Source organism: Nonomuraea sp. NPDC049649 (assembly GCF_040675175.1).
Taxonomy (GTDB): domain Bacteria; phylum Actinomycetota; class Actinomycetes; order Streptosporangiales; family Streptosporangiaceae; genus Nonomuraea.
Genome location: NZ_JBFAOH010000024.1, coordinates 48,801 through 71,300, shown reverse-complemented (window position 1 = coordinate 71,300; position 22,500 = coordinate 48,801). Strand labels below are relative to the sequence as shown.

Sequence of the window (22,500 nt, the reverse complement as noted above, 5' to 3'; positions counted from 1 at the left end):
GGATACACTCGCCCCAGCCGACTAGAATGGAGTTCTGTCAGCATGCGATTCGGCCTTCTTCTCAACGAGCCCTCCGGCCCGGACCCCTTCCCCGAGCTGCGCGACCGGATCGCCCGCGCCGCCGACGAGGGCTTCGACTCGGCGTGGATGTCCCACATCTTCGGGCTGGACGCGCTCACCGCGCTCGCCGTCGCGGGCAGCGCCGCCGGCCGCGACATCGAGCTGGGCACCGCGGTCGTGCCGACCTACCCCCGCCACCCCGCCGCGCTCGCCCAGCAGGCCATGACCGCCAACGCCGCGCTCGGCGGGCGGCTGACCCTCGGCATCGGCCTGTCCCACAAGATCGTCGTCGAGGACATGTACGGCTACAGCTACGACAGGCCCGCCCGGCACATGCGGGAGTACCTGGACGTGCTGCTGCCCCTCACCCGCGGCGAGCAGGCCGGCTACACCGGCGAGACGGTCAAGGCGAACCTGCGGCTCAGCACGCCGGGAACGGGCCTGCCGGTGCTGATCGCCGCGCTCGGCCCCCGCATGCTCAAGCTGGCCGGCACCGTCGCCGACGGCACCGTGCTCTGGATGACCGGCCGCAAGACCGTCGCCGAGCACATCGCGCCCGGCATCGCCTCCGCCGCCGCGGAGGCCGGCCGTCCCGCGCCGCGCGTGGTCTGCGCGCTGCCGCTCTGCGTCACCGACGACCCCGAGGCCGCCCGGACCAGGGCCGGCGAGATGTACGCGATGTACGGTCAGCTCCCGTCCTACCGGGCCATGCTCGACAGGGAAGGGGTCGAGGGCCCCGGCGGCGTGGCCGTCGTCGGCGACGAGGACGCGGTGCGGGCCCAGCTCGACGCGCTGGCCCAGGCCGGCGTCACCGACTTCGTGGCGGCGGTGTTCGGCGACCGCGAACGCGCTCACAAGCTGCTCATCGGCGCGTCGAAGGGGTGATAAGCGGAGGGGCCGCCTTACATTCGGCAGGGTGTACTCCGACAGGGACGATCGCGTACTGCACGGCATCGACGTGTCCAACTGGCAGAAGTCCGTCGACTGGGCCCAGCACGCCCGCCGCGGCGTGGCGTTCGCCTTCGCCAAGGCGACCGAGGGCGGCGACTGGACCGACCGCTGGTTCGCCCGCAACTGGGACCGGATGCGGGAGAACTGGATCGTCTGCGGCGCCTACCACTTCGCCCGCCCCAAAGGCGACCCCGAAGAACAGGCGCGCCACTTCCTGCGCACGATCAGGGCGGCGGGCGGGCTGCGCCGCGGCGACCTGATCGCGCTCGACCTCGAGACCAGCGACGGGGCGAAACCCGGCCGCGTCGCCCGCTTCGCCCGCTACTGGTGCGGCTTCGTGGAGCGGCGCACCGGGATCCGCCCGTTCGTCTACACCTACCAGCACTTCGCCGAGAAGGGCCACTGCGCCGGCCTGGGCGAATACCCGCTCTGGATCGCCAGCCCGCACCGCGATCCCGGCCGGCCGGTCGTGCCGCCGCCGTGGCGCGACTGGACCATCCACCAGTACGCCAGCCGCCCCGTCGACCGGAACCTGTTCAGGGGCGGGCGCAAAAGACTGACCAGGATGGGGTACGACCCGCGATAGCATCGGTTTCCGTCACCAACCGAGCGCTACCCGAGGGAGCCCACCGTGTCAGCCGAGCTACGCATCACCCTCGCCGGAGCCGAGCGTGTGGTCGCGGCCGGCACGACGGCCGGCGACGCGCTCGAAGCCGACGGGCGCACCGTCGTCGCCGCCCGCGTCAACGGCGAGGCGCGCGACCTGGACCACCCGCTCGCCGACGGCGACGTGGTCGAGCCGATCGAAATCTCCAGCGAGGAAGGCCGGGCGATCGTCCGCCACTCCACCGCGCACGTCCTGGCCCAGGCCGTGCAGGAGCTGTTCCCCGAGGCCAAGCTGGGCATCGGCCCGCCCGTCGAGAACGGCTTCTACTACGACTTCGACGTGGCCGAGGCGTTCCAGCCCGACGACCTCAAGCGCATCGAGAAGCGCATGCGCGAGATCGTCAAGCAGGGACAGCGGTTCTCCCGCCGCCCCGTCAGCGACGACGAGGCCCGCGAAGAGCTCGCCGGCGAGCCGTACAAGCTGGAGCTCATCGGCCTCAAGGGCGGCGCGGACGCCGAGGAGTCGGTCGAGGTCGGCGCCGGGCAGCTCACCATCTACGACAACCTCGACGCCAAGACCGGCGAGCTGCGCTGGAAGGACCTGTGCCGCGGCCCGCACGTGCCGACCACCCGGTCCATCCCCGCGTTCAAGCTCATGCGCTCCGGCGGCGCCTACTGGCGCGGCAGCGAGAAGAACCCGCAGCTCCAGCGCATCTACGGCACCGCCTGGGAGTCCCGCGACAAGCAGGACGAATACCTCAAGCTCCTGGAGGAGGCCGAGAAGCGCGACCACCGCAAGCTCGGCGTCGAGCTCGACCTGTTCAGCTTCCCGCCGGAGCTGGGCAGCGGCCTGCCCGTCTTCCACCCCAAGGGCGGCATCATCCGCAAGGAGATGGAAGACTACATGCGCCGCCGCCAGGCCGAGGCGGGCTACGAGTTCGTCAACACGCCCCACATCACCAAGTCGACGCTGTTCGAGACCTCCGGCCACCTGCCGTGGTACGCCGACGACATGTTCCCGCCGTTCGAGCTGGAAGGCGTCGAGTACCGCGTCAAGCCGATGAACTGCCCGATGCACAACCTGATCTACCGGGCACGCGGGCGTTCCTACCGCGAGCTGCCGCTGCGGCTCTGCGAGTTCGGCAGCGTCTACCGCTACGAGAAGTCGGGCGTGGTCCACGGCCTGACCCGGGTGCGCGGCATGACGCAGGACGACTCGCACATCTACTGCACCCGCGAGCAGATGCCGGGCGAGATCAAGAGCCTGCTCACGTTCGTGCTCAGCGTGCTGCGCGACTTCGGCCTGTCGGAGTTCTACCTGGAGCTGTCCACCCGCGACGACTCCGACAAGTTCATCGGCGACCCCGCCGACTGGGCCGAGGCCACCCAGGCGCTGCGCGAGACGGCCGAGGAGTCGGGCCTGGAGCTGGTCGACGACCCGGGCGGCGCGGCCTTCTACGGCCCCAAGATCTCCGTGCAGGCCAAGGACGCGATCGGGCGCACCTGGCAGCTGTCGACCATCCAGCTCGACCTCAACCAGCCGCAGCGGTTCGGGCTCGAGTACCAGGCCGCCGACGGCAGCCGCCAGACCCCGGTCATGATCCACCGGGCGCTGTTCGGCTCGATCGAGCGCTTCCTCGGCGTGCTGACCGAGCACTACGCGGGCGCCTTCCCGCCCTGGCTCGCGCCCGTCCAGGTGGTCGGCATCCCGATCGCCGACGCGCACGTGCCCTACTTGCAGGACGTGGCGAAGAAGCTGCGCGAGCGCGGCATCCGGGTCGAGGTCGACGCCTCCGACGACCGGATGCAGAAGAAGATCCGCAACGCGCAGAAGGCCAAGGTGCCCTACATGCTGCTGGCGGGCGACGAGGACATCGCCAACGGCGCGGTCTCCTTCCGCTACCGCAGCGGCGAGCAGAAGAACGGCGTCCCGGTCGACCAGGCGGTCGCCGAGATCGCCGACGCCGTCGAGCACCGCGTCCAGGTCTGACGGGTGCGGATCCCGGCGCGGCCGTGCCGCGCCGGGGTTCAGAAGGTGAACACGCGGAACGGGATCGCGGGCCGGCCGCCGAACCGGGCCGCGCTCTCGCGGGCGTAGCCCTCGACGATCCCGCGCGCGTACGTCTCCGGGTCGTCCTCGGTGAGCGCCTCGATGTAGGCGCGGTGCTCCAGCAGGGAGCGCACCCCCTGCTCCAGCCCGCCGGTGACGTCGACGGCGTGCGTGGGGGAGTCGGCGCCGGCCACCGCCACCCAGCGCACGCCCTGCCACGGCTCGCCCGCGTCCGGGAAGATCCAGCGGTTGCCGGCGTCGGCGGCGGCGTCCAGCACCGCCCGGCCCACCGCCTTGTGGTCGGGGGTGTTCCAGTAGCCGCCGCCGTCCCAGGTGTCGTCGAAGTTGAGCGTGACCAGGAGTTCGGGGCGGTGACGGCGGATCGCCGCGGCGATGTCGCGGCGCAGCGCCGGCCCGTACTCGATCACCCCGTCGGCGTGGTCGAGGAACTCCACCGTGCTCACGCCCACGACGGCGGCGCTGGCCCGCTCCTCCCGCTCGCGCAGCGGCCCCGCCTCGGCCGGGTCGAGCGTGTCGATGCCCGCCTCGCCGCGGGTGGCGATCAGGTAGGCGACCTCGCGTCCCGCCGCGGTCCAGGTCGCGACGGCGGCGGCGCACCCGTACTCCAGGTCGTCGGGGTGGGCGACCACGGCGAGCGCCCGCTGCCAGTCGGTGGGCATGGGTTCGAGTTGATCAGCCATGCCCGCCACCCTAGACGCCGGACACCCGGACTGTCCGGTGCCGCAGCGTACGTTGCCTCGCATGACGAAGGGGGTGGCGGGTGGATGAGGTGGGGAGGCGGTCCGGGTGGCCGGATGGCCGGCGTCGCCACGGACGTCGCCTCGCGACGAGGGGCGGGTGAGCGACGTGATGGAGGTGGTCCGGGCGGCCGGATTGTCGGTGCCGTCGCGTACGTTTGCTCGCGCGAGGAGGGGAGCGGCGAGTGGACGAGGTGGCGGAGGCGATCCGGGCGGGTGACCGGGAGCGGTTCGCCGAGCTGGCGGGGCGTCACCGGCATGAGCTGGAGGTCCACTGTTATCGCATGCTCGGCTCGTACAGCGACGCCGAGGACGTGGTGCAGGAGACGCTGCTGCGGGCCTGGCGGCGGCGCGAGACGTTCGAGGGGCGCGCCACCCCGCGCGCCTGGCTCTACCCGGATCGCCACCAACGCCTGCCTCGACCTGCTGTCCGGCCCGGAGGTGCTGGCCGCGTTCGGGCTGCCGGAGAAATTCTGAGGTCCACCGATTCCTTCCGCCCGCCCCCGCCGTCATACGGGCACCGACGACGACGAAGGACGGCGACATGAACATCGACGACAAGCAGCTCCGCGCCCTGGACCGCCTGGCCGGCACCTGGCGGGTGACCGGCGGCGCCGAGGGCACCGTCACCTACCGCTGGCTCGACGGCGGCTTCTTCCTCATCCAGGAGATCGACTTGGTGCAGGACGGACGGCCGGTCAAGGGCATGGAGGTGATCGGCCGGGAGCGGCCCTTCGGCGCCGGGCCGGGCGAGGACGTCACGTCCCGCTACTACGGCAGCCAGGGCGAGACCTTCGACTACGTGTACGAGATCGACGGCGACACGCTCACCATCTGGGGCGGCGAGAAGGGCTCGCCCGCCTATTACCGGGGCACGTTCGACGGCGACGCGGTCTCCGGCGCCTGGGTCTACCCGGGCGGGGGCGGCTACGAGTCGCGGATGACCCGGGTGAACTGACCGCCCGCCCTGTGGTGGACTGGCCCCGTGAACCTGCCCGGAGTCCGCCCCGCCCTCGTGGTCCTCGCGGTGATCGTGCTGCTGGTCGGGCTGCTCTGGGTCTTCCAGCGGCGGCTGATCTACCTGCCCGACGCCGCCCCGGTGCCGCCCGCCGCCGAGGTCGTGCCCGGGGCGCGCGAGGTGACGCTCACCACCGCCGACGGGCTGCGGCTGGGCGCCTGGTACGTGCCGGGTGACCATCCGGTGCGGGTGCTGATCGCGGGCGGCAACGCCAGCAACCGGCTGTACCGGGCGCCGCTGGCCCGCGCGCTGGCGGCCCGCGGGCTGCCGGTGCTGCTCATGGACTACCGGGGTTACGGCGGCAACCCCGGCAGCCCCACCGAGGAGGGGCTCCGGCTCGACGTGCGGGCGGCCCGCGACTGGCTCGGCGACGGGCCGGTGATCTACTTCGGGGAGAGCCTCGGCGCCGCCGTGGTGACCGGGCTGGCCGCCGAGCGCCCGCCGGACGGGCTGGTGCTCCGCTCGCCGTTCACCGACCTGGCGGCGGCGGGGCAGGCCAACTACCCCTTTCTGCCCGTACGGGCGCTGCTCCGCGACCGTTTCCCGGTCGCGGAGCGGATCGGGGCCGTCCGGGCGCCGGTCGTCGTGGTGTACGGGACCGCGGACTCGATCGTGCCGGCAGGGCAGAGCCGCGCGGTCGCCGAGGCCGCCGCCGGGCCGGTCACGGTCATCGAGATCGACGGGGCAGGACACAACGATCCGGTGTTCCTGACCGGGCCGGAGGTCGTCGGCGCCGTCGCCGACCTGGCCGGCCGCATCCGGCGGGCCCGCTGACAGAGCGCCCGGATCGTGCCGGATGACCCGCCCGGCGGTGGCCCTATGCTGCTTCATATGCACGATCAGGGAGGGGCAGGGGAGCCCGACAACTTCGAGCGGCTGTGGACCCCGCATCGCATGGCCTACATCAAGGGCGAGAACAAGCCCGTCGGCGACGGCCCCGAGGGGTGCCCGTTCGACGCCATCCCCCGCATGAGCGACGAGGACGGCCTGATCGTCGCCAGGGGCGAGGTCGTCTACGCGGTGCTGAACCTCTACCCCTACAACTCCGGCCACCTGATGGTCGTGCCCTACCGGCACGTCTCCGGCTACGACGAGCTGACTCCGGACGAGATCGTCGAGCTGGGCGAGTTCACCCAGCGGGCGCTGCGCACGCTGCGCGAGGCCAGCGGCGCCCAGGGCTTCAACGTCGGCATGAACCTCGGCCAGGTCGCCGGCGCGGGCATCGCCGCCCACCTGCACCAGCACGTGGTGCCGAGGTGGGGCGGCGACACCAACTTCATGCCCGTGGTGGCGCGCACGAAGGTGCTCCCGCAGCTGCTCAGCGAGACCCGCCGGCTGCTCGCGGGCGCCTGGCCCGGCTGATCAGGCGTCCTCGACCTTCACCCGGGCCGCGCCGCTCTCGTTGTGGAGCCGGTCCAGCGCGGTCACCAGATAGGTGCCCGCCGACTTCGCGGTGAACGACGGGTCCGACACCACGGCCACCAGGTTGCGGGCGTCGGTGGTGTGGCAGTCGCCGCCCGGCTTCGGCACCCGGTAGACCGCGTACGCGCGAGCCCCCTGCACCGGCGCCCACGATACCGCGGTGCCGGCCGCCTTGACCTTCGACGGCTTGGCCGGGGCGGCGCCGCCGCGCGCCTCCATCAGCGGCAGCAGCGCCGGGCGGGCGTAGTGATTCTTGGCCACCCGGTCCATGGCGCCCAGCGGGTTGCTCAGCAGCTGCTTGGCGCTGAAGTAGACGTCGCCGCGGATCGCCTCGTGCTTGCGGTTGAGCGTGAGGTGCGCCGACAGCTCGCCCGGCTTGCGCCAGGCGGCCTCGTCCTTGGCGCCGACGCGGTAGAGGCCCTGGCCGATGTAGAGGTGGACGTCGCTGCCCTCGACCGCGCGGGCCCACCACGGCGCGAGCTTGCCGTAGGGGGCCAGCTTGTGCGAGCGCGACCAGTAGAGCTGGGGCATGATGTAGTCGACCGTGCCGTCCTTGATCCACGCCTTCGCGTCGGCGTAGATCGTGTCGTACGCGGACATGCCGGAGGTGTCGGAGCCCGACGGGTCCTGCGCCTTGTTGCGCCAGATGCCGAACGGGCTGATGCCGAACTTGACGTGCCGCTTGGTGGCGTGGACGGCCTCGCCCACCTCCGCCACGAGCCTGTCGACGTTCTGCCGCCGCCAGTCGGCCAGCTTCATGCCCTTGCCGTGCTTGCGGAAGGCGGCACGGTCGTCGAACGTGCCGCCCGGCCCCGGGTACGGGTAGAAGTAGTCGTCGAAGTGGACGCCGTCGACGTCGTAGCGGTTCACCACGTCGGTGACGACCTTGACGACGTGCCGGCGCACCTGAGGCAGGCCCGGGTTGTAGTAGAGGCGGTCGCCGTACTTGACCGTCCAGCCCGGGTGGCGGCGCGCCGGGTGGGAGGCGGGCAGCTTGGAGACGTCGGCGTCGTAGGCGGCGCGGTAGGGGTTGAACCAGGCGTGGAACTCCAGGCCGCGCTTGTGCGCCTCCTCGATGAGGAACGGCAGCGGGTCCCAGCCGGGGTTCTTGCCGGCGGTGCCGGTGAGGAAGCGGGACCACGGCTCGATCGACGACTTGTAGAGCGCGTCGGACGCCGGTCTGACCTGGACGAACACCGCGTTGAAGTTCCGCTTGGCGGCGGCGTCGAGCAGCCTGGCGTACTCGGCCCGTTGCCGGGCGGGGGAGAGCCCCGAGCGCGAGGGCCAGTCGATGTTGTTGACCGTGGCGATCCACACCCCGCGCAGCTGGCGCTTGGGGTGGCGCGGGTCGGGGGTGCACGCGGCGGTGACCGCCTCGCTCTCGGTCGTCTTCTTCTTGGCCTGCCCCTGCTTGCGCTGGCCGGCCTCTGCGCCTGGCCCGAAGGTGTAGGCGGCGGCGACGGCCACGGCGGCGAGAGCGGTGGCGGCGAGGAGTGGGCGTCCGGTTCGCATAGGGCAACAGTCTCGCATCGGTGCCGACCTGCTTCGCCCCGAAAAAAGAAATCAACTCGTGATGTTCCTGTGACCGCTGGGCCAGGAGGGGTGACCCGTGGGTCGAGTGGGGTGACCGCTGGGTCAGGAGGGGTGACCAATGGGCCGGGTGGGGTGACCGCTGGGTCAGGAGGGGTGACCAATGGGCCGGGTGGGGTGACCGCTGGGTCAGGAGGGGTGACCAGTGGGCCGGGAGAGGTGACCGGTGGGCCGGGAGGGGCCGGCCTCCCGGCGACCGGTCCTCAGCCGACCTCCGCGGCCGCCTTGTCGGCCAGCTTGTCGGCCAGGTGCGCGGGCAGCGGCTCGTAGCGCAGGAACGAGCGCTGGAAGGTGCCGGTGCCGTGCGACATCGACCGCAGGTCGATCGCGTACCGGGTGATCTCCAGCTGCGGCACCTCGGCTTTGACCAGGGTGCGGCCCCGGCCCACCGGCTCGGTGCCGAGCACGCGCCCGCGCCGCGACGACAGGTCGGACATCACCGCGCCCACGTGCTCGTCGCTGACCAGCACCGACAGCTCGTCCACCGGCTCCAGCAGGAGCGCCGGCACCTTCGAGGCGGCCTCCTTCAGCGCGATCTGCCCGGCGATCTGGAACGCCATGTCGGAGGAGTCGACCGAGTGCGCCTTCCCGTCGTACAGCGTGACCCTGATGTCCACGACGGGGTAGCCGGCGCGGACCCCGCGCTCCATCTGCGCGCGCACGCCCTTCTCCACCGACGGGATGAACTGGCGCGGCACCACGCCGCCGACGATCTTGTCGACGAACTCGAACCCGCCGCCGGACGGGAGCGGCTCCACCTCCAGGTGGCAGATGGCGTACTGGCCGTGGCCGCCGGTCTGCTTGACGTTGCGGCCCATCGCCTGCGTGCGCCCGCCGAACGTCTCGCGCAGCGGCACCCGCAGGGGGACGCGCTCGACCTCGACGCCGTGCCGGTTGGCCAGCCGGTCCAGCAGCACGTCGGTGTGCGCCTCGCCCATGCACCACAGCACGAGCTGGCGGGTCTCGGCGTTGTTCTCCAGGCGCAGCGTCGGGTCCTCGGCGACCAGGCGGCCCAGCGCCTGCCCCAGCTTGTCCTCGTCCGCCTTGGACTTGGCGCGGATCGCCACCGGCAGCAGCGGCTCCGGCATGGTCCAGGGCGTCATCAGCAGCGGCCGGTCCACCTCCGACAGCGTGTCGCCGGTCTCGGCCCGCGACAGCTTCGCCACCGCCACGATGTCGCCCGCGACCGCCTTGCCCACCTGGCGCTGCTGCTTGCCGAGCGGGCAGCTCAGGGCGCCGATGCGCTCGTCCACGTCGTGGTCCTCGTGGCCGCGCTCGGCCAGGCCGTGCCCGGAGACGTGCACGGTCATGTCGGGCCGCAGCGTGCCGGAGAAGACGCGCACCAGGCTGATGCGGCCCACGTACGGGTCGCTGGTGGTCTTGACGACCTCGGCCACCAGGGGCCCGTCGGGGTCGCAGGCGATGCCCTGGACCGGCTTGCCGTCGAGCGTGGTGATCTCCGGCATCGGGTGCTCGTGCGGCGCGGGGAAGCCCTGGGTGACGAGCTCCAGCAGCTCGGCCGCGCCGACGCCGAGGCCGGTGCAGAGCACGGGGTGGAAGTCGCCCGCGCAGACCGCCTTCTCCAGGTCCTGGACGAGGACCTTGACGTCGATGGGCTCGCCCTCCAGGTAGCGGTCCATGAGCGACTCGTCCTCGCTCTCCTGGATGATGCCCTCGATGAGCGGGCCGCGGTGCTCCTCGATGCGCGGCTCGTGCTCCGCGCCGGGCTCCTTCTCGGTACGGGTGCCGCTCGAGTAGTCGTAGAACTTCTGGGTCAGCAGGCCGATGAGGCCCTGCACGGTCCCGCCGGAGACGACCGGCAGGTAGAGCGGGGCGACGCCGTCGCCGAAGACGTCCTGGCAGGAGGCGAGCGCCGCGTCGAAGTCGGCCCGCTGGTGGTCGAGCTTGGTGATGACGACGGCCCGGGGCATCCGGACCTGGGCGCACTCCTCCCACAGCAGCTGGGTCAGCCCGTCGATCCCGTCGGTGGCGGAGACCACGAACAGCGCCGCGTCGGCGGCGCGCAGCCCGGCGCGCAGGTCGCCCACGAAGTCGGCGTAGCCGGGGGTGTCGAGAAGGTTGATCTTTATGTCGTTGAAGGTCAGCGGCGCCGAGGTCAGGTTGACCGACCGTTGCTGGCGTACCTCCACCTCGTCGAAGTCGCTGACCGTGTTGCCGTCTTCGACCCGGCCGGCCCGCTGGATGGTGCCGGTGGCCGCCAGCAACTGCTCGACCAGGGTCGTCTTGCCCGCTCCCGAATGGCCGACCAGGACGACATTGCGTACCGCATCCGCCTTGTCGGCCGTTGGTGCCCTGCCCGCGGCTCCCATGGCCCCGCTCTTGTCCGCCATTTCGCCTCCCGCGTCGTCGGTGTGCGTGCCAACGCCGCGCCCGCGCGGGGAGTGAGAAACCGCGTGGACGCGGTGTGTTCACCAAATACCCATGTGGCGCAGATCACAAGGGGGCCGGGGCAAAGAAAGTCACCGGCGCCGCGATGCCCTACGATCGAGGGCGCGATGCTCAAACTCCTGCGCCCGGCCATGACCCGGATACTCACCCCGCTGGGCAGGGCCCTGGTCCGCCGCGGGATCGGTCCGGACGCCGTCACGGCGATCGGCACTCTCGGCACGGTGGTCTCCGCCCTGTTCTTCTTCCCTCAGGGGATGCTCACCGCCGGGGCCCTGGTGATCACCGTTTTCGTGCTGTTCGACCTGCTCGACGGGGTGGTGGCGCGGCTCGGCGGGGGAGGGGGCAGCACGTGGGGGGCGTTCCTCGACTCCACGCTCGACCGGGTCGCCGACGCGGCGATCTTCTCCGGGCTGATCCTCCACTTCATCGCCACAGGCGACGCCCTGCTGGCGGCGGTGACGCTCTTCGCCCTGGTGGCGGGCGTGCTGGTCTCCTACGCCAAGGCGCGTGCCGAGGGGCTCGGGCTGACCTGCGACGTGGGGCTGGCCGAGCGGCCCGAGCGGCTGGTGGTGGTCCTGGTGGCCGCCTGCCTCTCCGGGCTGGGGGTGCCCTACGTCCTGGCGGCCGGCATGTGGTTGCTCGCCGCGGCCGGGGCCGTCACCGTTGTACAGCGCGTGGTCCATGTCCACCGGCAGACGAGGGAGCGATGAGCGGCAAGCCGTCAGTCACCGATCGCGTCGTCGCCGCGGGTTTCGCGGCGGGCTGGACGCTGGTCCCCTACCTTCCCGAGCGCCCCACCGCCGCGGCGTTCCGGCTCCTGGCCGACCGGGTGTGGCGGCGGCGCGGCCGGTCGGTGCGCCGCCTGGAGTCCAACCTCGCCAGGGTGACCGGGCTGCGGCCCGGCAGCCCCGAGCTGGACGAGCTCACCAGGGCCGGCATGCGCTCCTACTTCCGCTACTTCCACGAGATCTTCCGGCTGCCCTCGATCGACCGCGCGGAGATCATCCGGCGCACCCGCGTGACCGGCGCCGAGCACATCCACGGCAACGTCGCCGCGGGCCGCGGCGTGGTGCTGGCGCTGCCCCACATGGGCAACTGGGACGCCGCCGGCGCCTGGCTGGTCGGCGTCGGCCACCCGTTCACCACGGTGGCCGAGCGGCTGCGGCCCGAGTCGCTGTTCCGCCGTTACGTGCGCTTCCGCGAAGGGCTCGGCATGGAGGTGCTGCCGCTGACCGGCGGCGACGGCCACAACTTCGGCACGCTCGCCTCCCGGGTGCGCAAGGGCGGCGTGGTCTGCCTGCCCGCCGAGCGCGACCTCACCAAGAACGGCATCCCGGTGCGGTTCTTCGGCGCCGAGACCAAGGTGCCCGCCGGGCCGCCGCTGCTGGCCGTGCAGACCGGCGCGGCGCTGCTGCCCGCCGTCGTCTACTTCGAGGGCGACGACTGGGGCATCCACATCCACGAGGAGATCCCGGTGCCCGCGGAGGGCACCCGCCAGGAGAAGGTCGCGGCGGTGGCGCAGGCGATGGCCGACGTGTTCGAGAAGGGCATCGCCGCCCACCCCGAAGACTGGCACATGCTGCAGCGCCTGTGGCTGGAGGACGCGCGGTCATGAGGGTCGGCATCGTCTGCCCCTACTCGTGGGACGTGCCGGGCGGCGTCAAGCAGCACGTCGACGACCTGGCCCAGGCGCTCATGGAGCAGGGCCACGAGGTCTCCGTCATCGCTCCGGCTAGCGACGACGACGAGCTTCCCGCGTACGTGACGGGCGCCGGCCGGGCGGTGCCGGTGCCCTACAACGGGTCGGTGGCCCGGATGTCGTTCGGCTTCCTGTCGGCGGCCCGGGTGCGCCGCTGGGTGCGCAACGGCCGCTTCGACGTGCTCCACATCCACGAGCCGCTGATCCCCAGCCTGGGCGTGCTGGCCTGCTGGGCGGCCAAGGGCCCGATCGTGGCCACCTTCCACGCCTCCTTCACGCGCTCCCGGGCGATCGCGATGGCCGAGCCGCTGCTGCAGAGCGCCCTGGAGAAGCTGAGCGCCCGCATCGCGGTCTCCGACGCCGCCCGCAAGAGCCTGGTCGAGCAGTTCGGCGGCGACACCGTACTGATCCCCAACGGCGTGACCGTCAGCCGTTACACCCACGCCGAGCCGCTCGGCGGACACGGCCCCGACGGCGCCACGATCGGCTTCCTGGGCCGCATGGACGAGGAGCGCAAGGGGCTGCCCATCCTGCTCGACGCCTTCAACCTGCTGGCGCCCGAGCGGCCGGACGTCAAGCTGCTGATCGCCGGGCCCGGCGACGCCGGCGACGTCTACGACCGGGTGCGCGAGGAGTTCCGCGACCGGGTGACCGTGCTCGGCATGGTGAGCGAGGCCGACAAGATCCGCGCCTACCACTCGGTCGACGTGTTCTGCGCGCCCAACACCCGGGGCGAGAGCTTCGGCATCGTGCTCGCCGAGGCGATGGCCTCCGGCGCGGCCGTGCTGGCCAGCGACATCCCGGCCTTCCGCAAGGTGCTCGGCGACGGGCAGGCGGGCGCGCTGTTCGCCAACGGCGACCCGGCCTCGCTGGCGCGGGAGGCGGGCGCGCTGCTCGACTCGCCGGAGCGGCGGGCCAAGCTCGCCGAGGAGGCCAGGGTGGCGGTCATGAAGTACGACTGGTCGACGGTGGCGCGTGACGTGGTGCGGGTCTACGAGACGGTCACGGCCGCGGGCGCGGGGGTGGAGGAAGACCTGTGACGACCGCGACGATCGTGCTGATCGTGGGCATCGTCGTGGTGCTCACGGCCGTCTACATCTCCTGGCGGGCGGGCCGCCTCGACCGGCTGCACATCCGGCTGGAGCTGGCCCGGGAGGCGCTGGAGGCGGCCCTGGTGCGGCGGCGCGCGGTGGTGCTGGAGCTGGCCGGGTCGCGGCTGCTCGACCCGGCGACCTCGCTGGTGCTGGCGGCGGCCGCGCACGAGGCGCGGATGGCCGGCCCGGAGGAGCGCGAGCACGCCGAGAGCGACCTGTCCAGGGCGCTGCGGGCGGTGGTCGACCAGGAGAGGTTCCGCGAGAAGCTGGCCGAGTCGCCCGGCGGGCGCGACCTGCTGGAGGAGCTGGACGCGGCGGTGGCCAAGGTGGTCTACTCGCGCCGCTTCTACAACAACGCGGTCGCGGTCACCCGGACGGCGCAGCGGCGCTGGCTGGCCCGCACGTTGCGGCTGGCCGGTCATACGGAATATCCGCGATTCTTCGAGATCGATGACAATCCGCCCGCGACCATGGCAACCGAATGACCCCTTTTGTGGGAGACCGGTAAGCTTCCATCCGTTCTGGGCAAAAGCGGAGGAGTGTACAGGTGCGGCTACCCCGGATGATCACCGTGACGATGGCCGGACTGGCCGTCCTGCTCCCTGTCACGGCCTGCTCGTCGGGAGGGGCCCCGACCGCCCCGCCCCCGCAGGCCAGCGAGGAGGCCGTGCCCACAGAGGAGCCGACGCCGGAGAACCTCCACCCCTTCACCGGCAAGCCCGCCAACCGCCTCCGGCCGGTGCTCGCCGTGAAGATCGAGAACACCGCCGCGGGCAAGCCGCAGATGGGTCTCAAGAGCGCCGACATCGTCTACGTCACCCAGGTCGAGGCCGGCCTGACCCGCCTGATCGCGGTCTTCTCCTCGAAGATCCCGCCCAAGATCGGCCCGATCCGCAGCGCCCGCATCACCGACCTGCACGTGGCGCCCATGTTCGGCAAGCCCGCGTTCGCCTACTCCGGCGCGCAGACCAAGATGCTGCCGTTCATCGCCGAGGCCTCGCTGCACGACGTCTCCGACAGCCGGGTGCCGGGCGCCTACTTCCGCGAGCCCGGCCGCTACGCCCCCTACAACCTGTTCGCCACGCCCAAGAAGCTGCTGGCCGCCGCGCCCAAGGCGAGCAAGGCCAAGGACATCGGCTTCACCTTCGGCGACCCGCCGGCCGAGGGCGGGGTCGAGCGTAAGTCGTACACCGTCAAATGGCCCGCCGCCCGCTTCACCTTCCGCTGGTCGGAGGACAAGCAGCGGTGGCTGATCTGGCAGGACGGCAAGAAGGACATCGCCGCGGAGGGCGGCCAGCTCAGCGCCTCCACGGTCGTGATCCAGTACACCAAGACCGAGCGCTCGCAGTTCCACGACTCCAACCAGAGCTACACGCCGCTGGTGAAGACCGTCGGCAAGGGCTCGGCCATCGTGCTGCGCGACGGCATGGCGTACAAGGCCAGGTGGGAGCGGGAATCGGAAGAGGGCGGCACGACGTTCACCACACAGAGCGGTGAGCCGATGAACTTCGCGCCCGGACAGGTGTGGGTGGCGCTCGCCAGCCGCAAGCCCGTGACGCCGTGACGTACAAAACTTCGCGCCATTACTGACATGGTGGCATGCGGGGCGGAGTGCCTCACCACCTACGATGGGCTTGATAACTTACCGTTCCCCCCTAGCTCGTGAGGAAGACCGTTGTCCACCAGCACGCCCGAGAACCCGTCGACCACCGGCACCGGCACCGCCCGCGTCAAGCGCGGCATGGCTGAGATGCTCAAGGGTGGCGTCATCATGGACGTCGTCACCCCCGAGCAGGCGAAGATCGCCGAGGACGCCGGCGCCGTCGCCGTCATGGCCCTGGAGCGCGTGCCCGCCGACATCCGCGCGCAGGGCGGCGTCTCCAGGATGAGCGACCCCGACATGATCGACGGCATCGTCAACGCCGTGTCGATCCCGGTCATGGCCAAGGTCCGCATCGGCCACTTCGTCGAGGCGCGGGTGCTGCAGTCGCTCGGCGTCGACTACATCGACGAGTCCGAGGTGCTCACCCCGGCCGACTACGCCAACCACATCGACAAGTGGCAGTTCACGGTGCCGTTCGTGTGCGGCGCCACCAACCTGGGCGAGGCCCTGCGCCGCATCACCGAGGGCGCGGCCATGATCCGCTCCAAGGGCGAGGCCGGCACCGGCGACGTCTCCAACGCCGTCACCCACATGCGCACCATCCGCGCCGAGATCAAGCGCCTCGCGTCGCTGCCCGAGGACGAGCTGTACGTGGCCGCCAAGGAGCTGCAGGCCCCCTACGAGCTGGTCGCCGAGGTGGCCCGCACCGGCAAGCTGCCGGTCGTGCTGTTCACCGCGGGCGGCATCGCCACCCCGGCCGACGCCGCGATGATGATGCAGCTCGGCGCCGAGGGCGTCTTCGTCGGCTCCGGCATCTTCAAGTCGGGCGACCCGGCCAAGCGCGCCGCCGCCATCGTCAAGGCCACCACCTTCCACGACGACCCGGACGTCATCGCCAAGGTCTCGCGCGGCCTGGGCGAGGCCATGGTGGGCATCAACGTCGACGAGATCCCGCAGCCGCACCGCCTGGCCGAGCGCGGCTGGTAACCAGCGGGCGTCGCCGTACGCCTACGGCGACGCTCATTGTCGAAATGGCGACATCCGCGAAGGATGTCGCCATTTTCGTGTTGACCGGCGTTCACTCCGGAGTCATGGCCGCGAGTCAGGATACGGTGGTCCCCCGCCAAGATCGCCTGAGGAGCGTCCATGCCCGAGCTCGACCGCCGGCACTTCCTCGTCACCGGCCTGGCCGCCGGCGCCGCCCTGACGATCCCCGCCCCCGCCCTCGCCTCACGCGAACTGCGCACCGACCCCTTCACCCTCGGCGTCGCCTCCGGCGACCCCGGCAGCGACGGCTTCGTGCTCTGGACCAGGCTCGCCCAGGAGCCGCTCGCCGAGGACGGCCTCGGCGGCATGCCGCCACGCCCGTTCACCGTGCGCTGGCAGGTGTACGCCGACGAGCGCTGCCGCCGCCTGGTCCGCGCCGGCGCCGCCGTCGCCGCCCCCGAATGGGGCCACAGCGTCCACGTCGAACTGGACGGCCTCAGCGCCGACCGCGACTACTGGTACCGCTTCCGCGTCGGACCGTACGTCTCCCCGGTCGGCCGCACCCGCACCGCGCCGCACCCGCTCTCCTACGGCGGCCCGCTGGCGATGGCCTTCGTCTCCTGCAGCCAGTACGAGCACGGCTACTTCACCGCCTACCGCAGGCTCGCCGAGGAGCACCCCGACCTCATCCTGCACCTGGGCGACTACCAGTACGAGTACACCAAGAACAGTTACGTCGCCCCCGGCGGCAACGTCCGCGACCACGAGGGCCCCGAGACCGAGACCCTGGCCGGCTACCGCCAGCGGCACGCCCAGTACAAGACCGACCCCGACCTGCGGGCCGCGCACGCCGCGGCGCCGTGGCTGGTCGTCTGGGACGACCACGAGCTGGACAACAACTGGGCCGGGGACATCCCCGAGCGCCCCGACCGCCCCCAGCCGGACTTCCCGGTCAGGCGCGAGGCCGCCTTCCGCGCGTACTACGAGAACATGCCGCTGCGCCGCACCTCCGTCCCGCATGGCGTCGACATGCAGCTCTTCCGGCGGATCCGGTGGGGCCGGATGGCCTCCTTCCACATGCTCGACACCCGCCAGTACCGCGACGACCAGGGCTGCGGCGACGGCTACCGCGACTGCCCCGACGCCGCCGACCCCGCCCGGTCGATCACCGGGGCGCGGCAGGAGGCGTGGCTGCTCGACGGCTTCCGCCGCTCCCGCGCCCGCTGGGACATCCTCGGCCAGCAGGTGTTCTTCGCCCAGCGCGACAACGACGCCGGGCCCGCCAAGGTCACCAGCCAGGACGCCTGGGACGGCTACGTCGCCTCCCGGCGGCGCATCACCCAGGGCTGGATCGACGCCGGGGTGCGCAACCCCGTCGTGCTCACCGGCGACGTGCACGCCCACTGGGCCGCCGACCTCAAGCTCGACTACGACGACCCCACCGGGCCCACCGTCGGCTCCGAACTGGTCGCCACCTCCATCACCAGCGGTGGCGACGGCGCCGACTCCGACCCCGCCGCCCACCCCTTCCTGGCCATCAACCCGCACCTGCGCTTCTACAACAACCAGCGCGGCTACGTGATCACCCGCGTCGAGCGCGACAAGCTCACCGCCGACTTCAAGGTGGTGCCGACCGTACGCGAGCCCGGCGCCGAGGCGTACACCAAGGCCACCTTCGTCATCGAGGACCGGGTGCCCGGCGTGCGCCAGACCTACCTGCGCCCGCTCGACCAGGCGGCCCGCCTCCGCAGCCGGATGTCCGTCGAGGACACCGTCCGCTGGGAGACCGAACGCCCGTGACCGAGGCGCCCGGCTCCGCCGTGTAGGAAGATGTCAGGCACGCGTGACGTTGATACACATCGACACCCGTGGACCTGACGGAAGGACGACCGTGCCCGAGATCGGAGTTCTCGCTCTGCAGGGCGACGTGCGCGAGCACCTGCGCATGCTCCGGGAGGCCGGCGCCGGGGCCCGCCCCGTGCGCCGGCCCGCCGAGCTCGACGCCGTCCAGGCTTTGATCGTCCCCGGCGGCGAGTCGACCGCCATGTGGAAGCTCGCCGACGCCTTCGACCTGCTCGAACCGCTGCGGATGCGGATCAAGGAAGGCATGCCCGCCTACGGCTCGTGCGCCGGCATGATCATGCTGGCCGACCGCATCGTCGACGGCGCGGCGGGCCAGCAGACGATCGGCGGCATCGACATGGTGGTCAGGCGCAACGCCTTCGGCCGCCAGGTCGACTCCTTCGAGACGAACCTCGACTTCGCCGGGGCCCCCGTGCACGCCGTCTTCATCCGCGCCCCCTGGGTCGAATCCGTGGGGCCGGGAGTAGACGTGCTGGGGCGGGCCGAGCCTGGGGATAGGATCGTCGCGGTCCGACAGGGGCCGTTGCTCGCGACGTCCTTCCATCCGGAGCTGACGGGAGACACACGCGTGCACCGATACTTCGTAGACATGGTGAGGGAGCTATAGGGGATGGCCGGCCACTCCAAATGGGCGACGACGAAGCACAAGAAGGCCGCGCTCGACGCCAAGCGCGGGAAGCTGTTCGCGAAGCTCATCAAGAACGTCGAGGTGGCGGCAAGAACGGGCGGGCCTGACCCGGAGGCCAACCCCACGCTGTTCGACGCGATCTTCAAGGCGAAGAAGAACTCGGTCCCGAACGACAACATCGAGCGGGCCCGCAAGCGCGGCGGCGGCCTGGAGGCCGGCGGCGCCGACTACCAGGTGATCATGTACGAGGGTTACGCGCCGGGCGGTGTGGCGCTGCTCATCGAGTGCCTCACCGACAACCGCAACCGCGCCGCCTCCGAGGTCCGGGTCGCGCTCACGCGCAACGGCGGCTCGCTGGCCGACCCCGGCTCGGTGTCCTACATGTTCAACCGCAAGGGCGTCGTGATCGTGCCCAAGGACGGGCTCGACGAGGACACCGTGCTCATGGCCGTCCTCGACGCGGGCGCCGAGGAGGTCAACGACCTGGGCGAGGCGTTCGAGGTGGTGTGCGAGGCGGGCGACCTGGTGCCGGTCCGCAAGGCCCTCCAGGACGCCGGGATCGACTACGACTCGGCCGAGTCCAGCTTCCTGCCGACGATGAGCGTCCCCCTCGACGAGGACACCGCCAGGAAGGTGTTCCGGCTCATCGAAGCGCTCGAAGACAGCGACGACGTGCAGAACGTCTACTCCAACTTCGACGTCTCCGACGAGATCATGGAGAAGATCGACGCCTGACGGAGCGCCCCCGCTCCCCGGCGGCCCGCCGGATCCTCCCGACCCGCGACGACCGGCCGCACGAGGCCGGCTCGTGGGTGCCGCTGCCGCCAGGCGGGCCTTCCGCCTGCCCGGGAGCCGCGCCGGCGGTGCCCGGGGGCCGTTCTCCGCCACGTGGCAAGGCGGCCGGAACTCGGCGTAGGGTCTGGCGTCGTGACCTCCCGCACCCAAGAGTCCCCGGCGGTGGGCTGGCTGCTCCTCATGCCGGCCGCGCTGGGCATGCTGATCACCCTGCTCCTGCCCACGGTCCTGACGGCCGCCTTCAGCCTGCGCGCGGGCGAGCTCGTCGGGCCGAGCGAGTTCGTCGGCCTGGACAACTACGGCCGGCTGCTCACCGACGCCACGTTCTGGCCGGCGCTCGGCTTCACCCTGTCGGCGACGATCCTGCCGCTGCTCGTCGCCCTGGTGGTCGCGCCGCTGCTGGCGTTCGCGCTCGACCGGGGCGGCACCGTGGTCAGACGGGCGGGGCGGGTCCTGCTGTCGCTGTCCCTGGTGGCCTTCTCACCGGCCGCCGTGGCCGTCTCGTGGCTGCGCGGCCTGCAGCCGGACGCCGGCGGGCTCGCGGCCCTGGCACGCCAGCTCGGCGAGGCGCAGAGCGCGCCGGGAGCGTTCCGGCTCATCGCCGCCGCCGCCACGTTCGGCGTGGTGTGCGCGCTGGCCGTCATGGCGTTCCTGCCCGCGCTGCGCGGCGGCACCGTCACCCCGGCCATGCTCACGGTGGGCGTCATCGTCGCGCTCGCCACCGTGGCGGCCGGGTTACAGCTCTTCACGCTCGGCCTGGTGCTGACCGGGGGAGGGCCGATGGACTCCACCCAGACGCTCGCGCTGCTGCAGTACACGTACACCTTCCGGGCGGCCCGGCTGGGCATGGGGGCCTCGATCGCCACCGTGACGGGCGTGGTCCTCGGCGTGCTCGGCGTCGCCGCCACCGTCGTGGCGATCGTCTCCCGCATGCGCCTCACGTACGACGCCGGGACCGTTCCCCGCAGGGCCTCGGGAGCGGGTGTGGCCGTCGGGGTGGTCGCGCTGGCCGTCGCCGCCGCCGCCATCCTGGTGACCACCTGGCCCTGGCTGTCGGCCCTGCTGACTCCGGGACGGACCGCCGCGGGCCCGTCCGTGCACCTGAACACCTGGCTGCCCGCCCTCGCCGGCGCCCTCGTCTCCGTCGGCGTCGCCTACCTCGCCGCGCTGGGCATCGGCGCCCTGCGCCCGCTGGGGCGGCGGAGCGAATGGCTGCTGCTGCCGTTCGCCCCCTGGCTGTTCGCCGGCACCGGCCCGCTCAGCATCGCCAACTGGAACACCATGCGCGGCCTCGGTCTCGTCGACACCTTCGCCGCCCTCGTACCGCCGCTGCTCGTCAGCGTGCCCGCGCTGGTCGTCCTCACCCTGCTCTGCAAGGGCCTGGCCGAGCGGAACACCGGCGACCTGCTCACCGGCGTCGTGCGGCCCTCTCTCCCGATGGCCGGCATCCTGGTCGTCGCCGTCACCCTGGTGAACGCCCAGGACCTGCTCTGGCCCCTCCTGGTCGCCCAGCGGACCGACCTGGCCACCGCGCCGGTCGCGCAGATGACGGCCGCCGGCCAGTTCGACGGGGCCGCCGTCGACGCCGCTCTCGCCACGCCGCTGGTCGCGATCGTGCTCGCGCTGGCCGCCGCCGTAGCCGCGCAGCTGCTGTACCTGGACCGGCTCGCCCTCACCGTCGGGCGCGGCACCGGTGCGCGGCGGCGCAGGCGCGATGCGTAGGTTGGACGGCTGTGGACATCCGTGACCTGACGGCCGACGACCTCGACGCCGTGATCGACCTACGCAAGCGCGCCTTCGGCCCCGCCCGCACCGCCGACGTGGAGACCTTCCGCAAGATGGTGCGGCCGACGCTCGCCGCCGGCCGCTACCTGGGCGCCTTCGACGGCGGCCGGATGGCGGCCGCCGCCCGGCTGCGGCCCTTCACCCAGTGGTGGCACGGCAGGCCGCAGCCCATGTCCGGCGTCGCCGGGGTGACCGTCAGCCCGGAGGACCGCGGGCGCGGCGTCGGCACCCTCCTCATGCGGGCGCTGATCGAGCGGGCCGCCGCGCTCGGCGACGCCGTCTCCACGCTCTTCCCCGCCACCACCCCCATCTACCGCTCGCTCGGCTACGAGCACGCGGGCGCCCAGCACCGGGTCACCCTGCCCGCCGACGCGCTGATGACCATCCGGCCCGCCAAGGACGTCAAGCTCCGCCGGATGGGGCCGGGCGACGCCGCCGAGGTGATCGCCCTGCTGCACCGGGTGCACGCCGCCGCCCGCGCCAGCGGCCCGATCTCCTACGACGAGGACGTCTGGCGGCTCCGGCTCGCCGCGGAGGACGACTTCCTCTACCTCGCCGACGACGGGCTGGCCGTCTACCGGTGGGACGGCCTGGACATCGAGGTCGACACCCTGGTCGCCGGCTCCGCCGAGACCGCCCGGACGCTGTGGAGCCTGGTCGGCACGTCCTCGTCGATCGCCGAGCGGGTCACGGCCGCGGTCGCGCCCGACGACCCGGTGCTGTGGCTGCTGCGCGAGCGGTCCAAGGACACGGCCGAGCAGGTGCGCTGGATGTTCCGGGTGATCGACCTGGCCGAGGCGGTGGCGCGCAGGGGCTACCCCGCCGTCGTCGGCGCCTCCGCCGTGGTCCGCGTGGACGACCCGCTGCGTACGGGGAACACGGGGACGTGGCGCCTGGAGTTCTCCGGTGGCTCCGGGGCCGCCACCCGCCAGGATGCGTCGTCCGAGGCGCCGGAGCTCAGCGTGAACGGGTTCTCGGCGCTCTACGCCGGCGTCCCCACCGCCACCCTGCGGCGCAGCGGGCTCATGACCGGCTCCGGACGGCATGACGAGACGCTCGACGCCGCATTCGCCGCCCGCCCGTACACGCTCGACTACTTCTGATCGGGCGTTTCCCGGTGCGAGGGCGGGGCCGGGCGGGGTAGAGTCTCGTGCCGAACAGGTGTTCGGCGAGTGGGAGGCA

The 22,500-nt window shown here is 72.1% G+C and carries 20 protein-coding genes and 1 pseudogene; 18 read left to right on the top strand and 3 right to left on the bottom strand.

The window, feature by feature from the left end; genetic code table 11:
• Positions 1–42 precede the first annotated feature (42 nt).
• Genes AB0J42_RS26230 through thrS form a run of 3 tightly spaced genes read left to right on the top strand, consistent with a single transcriptional unit; the run spans position 43 to position 3,607 of the window.
• Positions 43–945, top strand: coding sequence for an LLM class F420-dependent oxidoreductase (locus tag AB0J42_RS26230; protein WP_364298813.1), 903 nt, complete (start codon positions 43–45; stop codon positions 943–945).
• 31 nt (positions 946–976) lie between these two features.
• Positions 977–1,597, top strand: a complete 621-nt coding sequence (locus AB0J42_RS26225; RefSeq protein ID WP_364298811.1) for a glycoside hydrolase family 25 protein — start codon at positions 977–979, stop codon at positions 1,595–1,597.
• 45 nt (positions 1,598–1,642) lie between these two features.
• Positions 1,643–3,607 (top strand): threonine--tRNA ligase, encoded by a 1,965-nt coding sequence (gene thrS / locus AB0J42_RS26220; protein ID WP_364298809.1) that lies wholly within the window; start codon positions 1,643–1,645, stop codon positions 3,605–3,607.
• Positions 3,608–3,645: 38 nt separating this feature from the next.
• On the opposite strand, the gene AB0J42_RS26215 is transcribed toward thrS, so the two are convergent.
• Positions 3,646–4,368: a PIG-L deacetylase family protein gene (locus tag AB0J42_RS26215; protein WP_364298807.1), complete on the bottom strand. Its 723-nt coding sequence runs from the start codon at positions 4,366–4,368 to the stop codon at positions 3,646–3,648.
• Between the two features lie 263 nt (positions 4,369–4,631).
• Here AB0J42_RS26215 and AB0J42_RS26210 point away from each other — a divergent pair.
• From AB0J42_RS26210 to AB0J42_RS26195, 4 genes and pseudogenes are all read left to right on the top strand, one after another.
• Positions 4,632–4,854, top strand: a pseudogene (locus tag AB0J42_RS26210) (sigma factor); the annotation flags it as partial.
• 115 nt (positions 4,855–4,969) lie between these two features.
• Positions 4,970–5,383: a hypothetical protein gene (locus AB0J42_RS26205; protein WP_364298805.1), complete on the top strand. Its 414-nt coding sequence runs from the start codon at positions 4,970–4,972 to the stop codon at positions 5,381–5,383.
• Positions 5,384–5,410: 27 nt separating this feature from the next.
• On the top strand, positions 5,411–6,217 hold the full coding sequence (locus AB0J42_RS26200; RefSeq protein WP_364298803.1) for an alpha/beta hydrolase: 807 nt from the start codon (positions 5,411–5,413) through the stop codon (positions 6,215–6,217).
• Between the two features lie 57 nt (positions 6,218–6,274).
• The gene (locus tag AB0J42_RS26195) at positions 6,275–6,805 is read left to right on the top strand and encodes an HIT domain-containing protein (RefSeq protein ID WP_364298801.1); all 531 of its coding nucleotides are present in this window, start codon (positions 6,275–6,277) and stop codon (positions 6,803–6,805) included.
• Here AB0J42_RS26195 and AB0J42_RS26190 read toward each other — a convergent pair whose 3' ends face one another.
• Positions 6,806–8,377, bottom strand: coding sequence for a family 10 glycosylhydrolase (locus AB0J42_RS26190; RefSeq protein WP_364298799.1), 1,572 nt, complete (start codon positions 8,375–8,377; stop codon positions 6,806–6,808). It lies immediately after the preceding gene.
• Positions 8,378–8,658: 281 nt separating this feature from the next.
• Positions 8,659–10,806, bottom strand: a complete 2,148-nt coding sequence (locus tag AB0J42_RS26185; protein WP_364298797.1) for an elongation factor G-like protein EF-G2 — start codon at positions 10,804–10,806, stop codon at positions 8,659–8,661.
• Positions 10,807–10,971: 165 nt separating this feature from the next.
• Between AB0J42_RS26185 and pgsA the strand changes: the two genes are divergently transcribed.
• The 11 genes from pgsA to AB0J42_RS26130 all read left to right on the top strand — a co-directional run bounded on the left by pgsA (position 10,972) and on the right by AB0J42_RS26130 (position 22,421).
• Entirely contained in the window at positions 10,972–11,574 is a 603-nt protein-coding gene (gene pgsA / locus AB0J42_RS26180) for a phosphatidylinositol phosphate synthase (RefSeq protein WP_364298795.1), read from the top strand.
• Entirely contained in the window at positions 11,571–12,479 is a 909-nt protein-coding gene (locus tag AB0J42_RS26175) for a phosphatidylinositol mannoside acyltransferase (protein WP_364298793.1), read from the top strand. The genes pgsA and AB0J42_RS26175 overlap by 4 nt, the downstream gene beginning before the upstream one ends.
• Positions 12,476–13,603 (top strand): glycosyltransferase family 4 protein, encoded by a 1,128-nt coding sequence (locus tag AB0J42_RS26170; protein WP_364298791.1) that lies wholly within the window; start codon positions 12,476–12,478, stop codon positions 13,601–13,603. Before AB0J42_RS26175 ends, AB0J42_RS26170 begins: the two co-directional genes overlap by 4 nt.
• Positions 13,600–14,142: a hypothetical protein gene (locus tag AB0J42_RS26165; protein WP_364298789.1), complete on the top strand. Its 543-nt coding sequence runs from the start codon at positions 13,600–13,602 to the stop codon at positions 14,140–14,142. Before AB0J42_RS26170 ends, AB0J42_RS26165 begins: the two co-directional genes overlap by 4 nt.
• A gap of 62 nt (positions 14,143–14,204) precedes the next feature.
• Positions 14,205–15,221, top strand: a complete 1,017-nt coding sequence (locus tag AB0J42_RS26160; RefSeq protein WP_364298787.1) for a DUF3048 domain-containing protein — start codon at positions 14,205–14,207, stop codon at positions 15,219–15,221.
• A 111-nt stretch (positions 15,222–15,332) separates the two neighbouring features.
• Positions 15,333–16,247: a pyridoxal 5'-phosphate synthase lyase subunit PdxS gene (pdxS, locus tag AB0J42_RS26155; protein ID WP_364298785.1), complete on the top strand. Its 915-nt coding sequence runs from the start codon at positions 15,333–15,335 to the stop codon at positions 16,245–16,247.
• A gap of 159 nt (positions 16,248–16,406) precedes the next feature.
• Entirely contained in the window at positions 16,407–18,047 is a 1,641-nt protein-coding gene (locus tag AB0J42_RS26150; protein WP_364298783.1) for an alkaline phosphatase D family protein, read from the top strand.
• Between the two features lie 145 nt (positions 18,048–18,192).
• On the top strand, positions 18,193–18,717 hold the full coding sequence (gene pdxT, locus AB0J42_RS26145) for a pyridoxal 5'-phosphate synthase glutaminase subunit PdxT (protein ID WP_364298869.1): 525 nt from the start codon (positions 18,193–18,195) through the stop codon (positions 18,715–18,717).
• A gap of 3 nt (positions 18,718–18,720) precedes the next feature.
• Positions 18,721–19,473, top strand: coding sequence for a YebC/PmpR family DNA-binding transcriptional regulator (locus AB0J42_RS26140; RefSeq protein ID WP_364298781.1), 753 nt, complete (start codon positions 18,721–18,723; stop codon positions 19,471–19,473).
• 192 nt (positions 19,474–19,665) lie between these two features.
• Positions 19,666–21,255 (top strand): sugar ABC transporter permease, encoded by a 1,590-nt coding sequence (locus tag AB0J42_RS26135; RefSeq protein WP_364298779.1) that lies wholly within the window; start codon positions 19,666–19,668, stop codon positions 21,253–21,255.
• Between the two features lie 11 nt (positions 21,256–21,266).
• Positions 21,267–22,421: a GNAT family N-acetyltransferase gene (locus AB0J42_RS26130; protein ID WP_364298777.1), complete on the top strand. Its 1,155-nt coding sequence runs from the start codon at positions 21,267–21,269 to the stop codon at positions 22,419–22,421.
• Positions 22,422–22,500 lie beyond the last annotated feature (79 nt).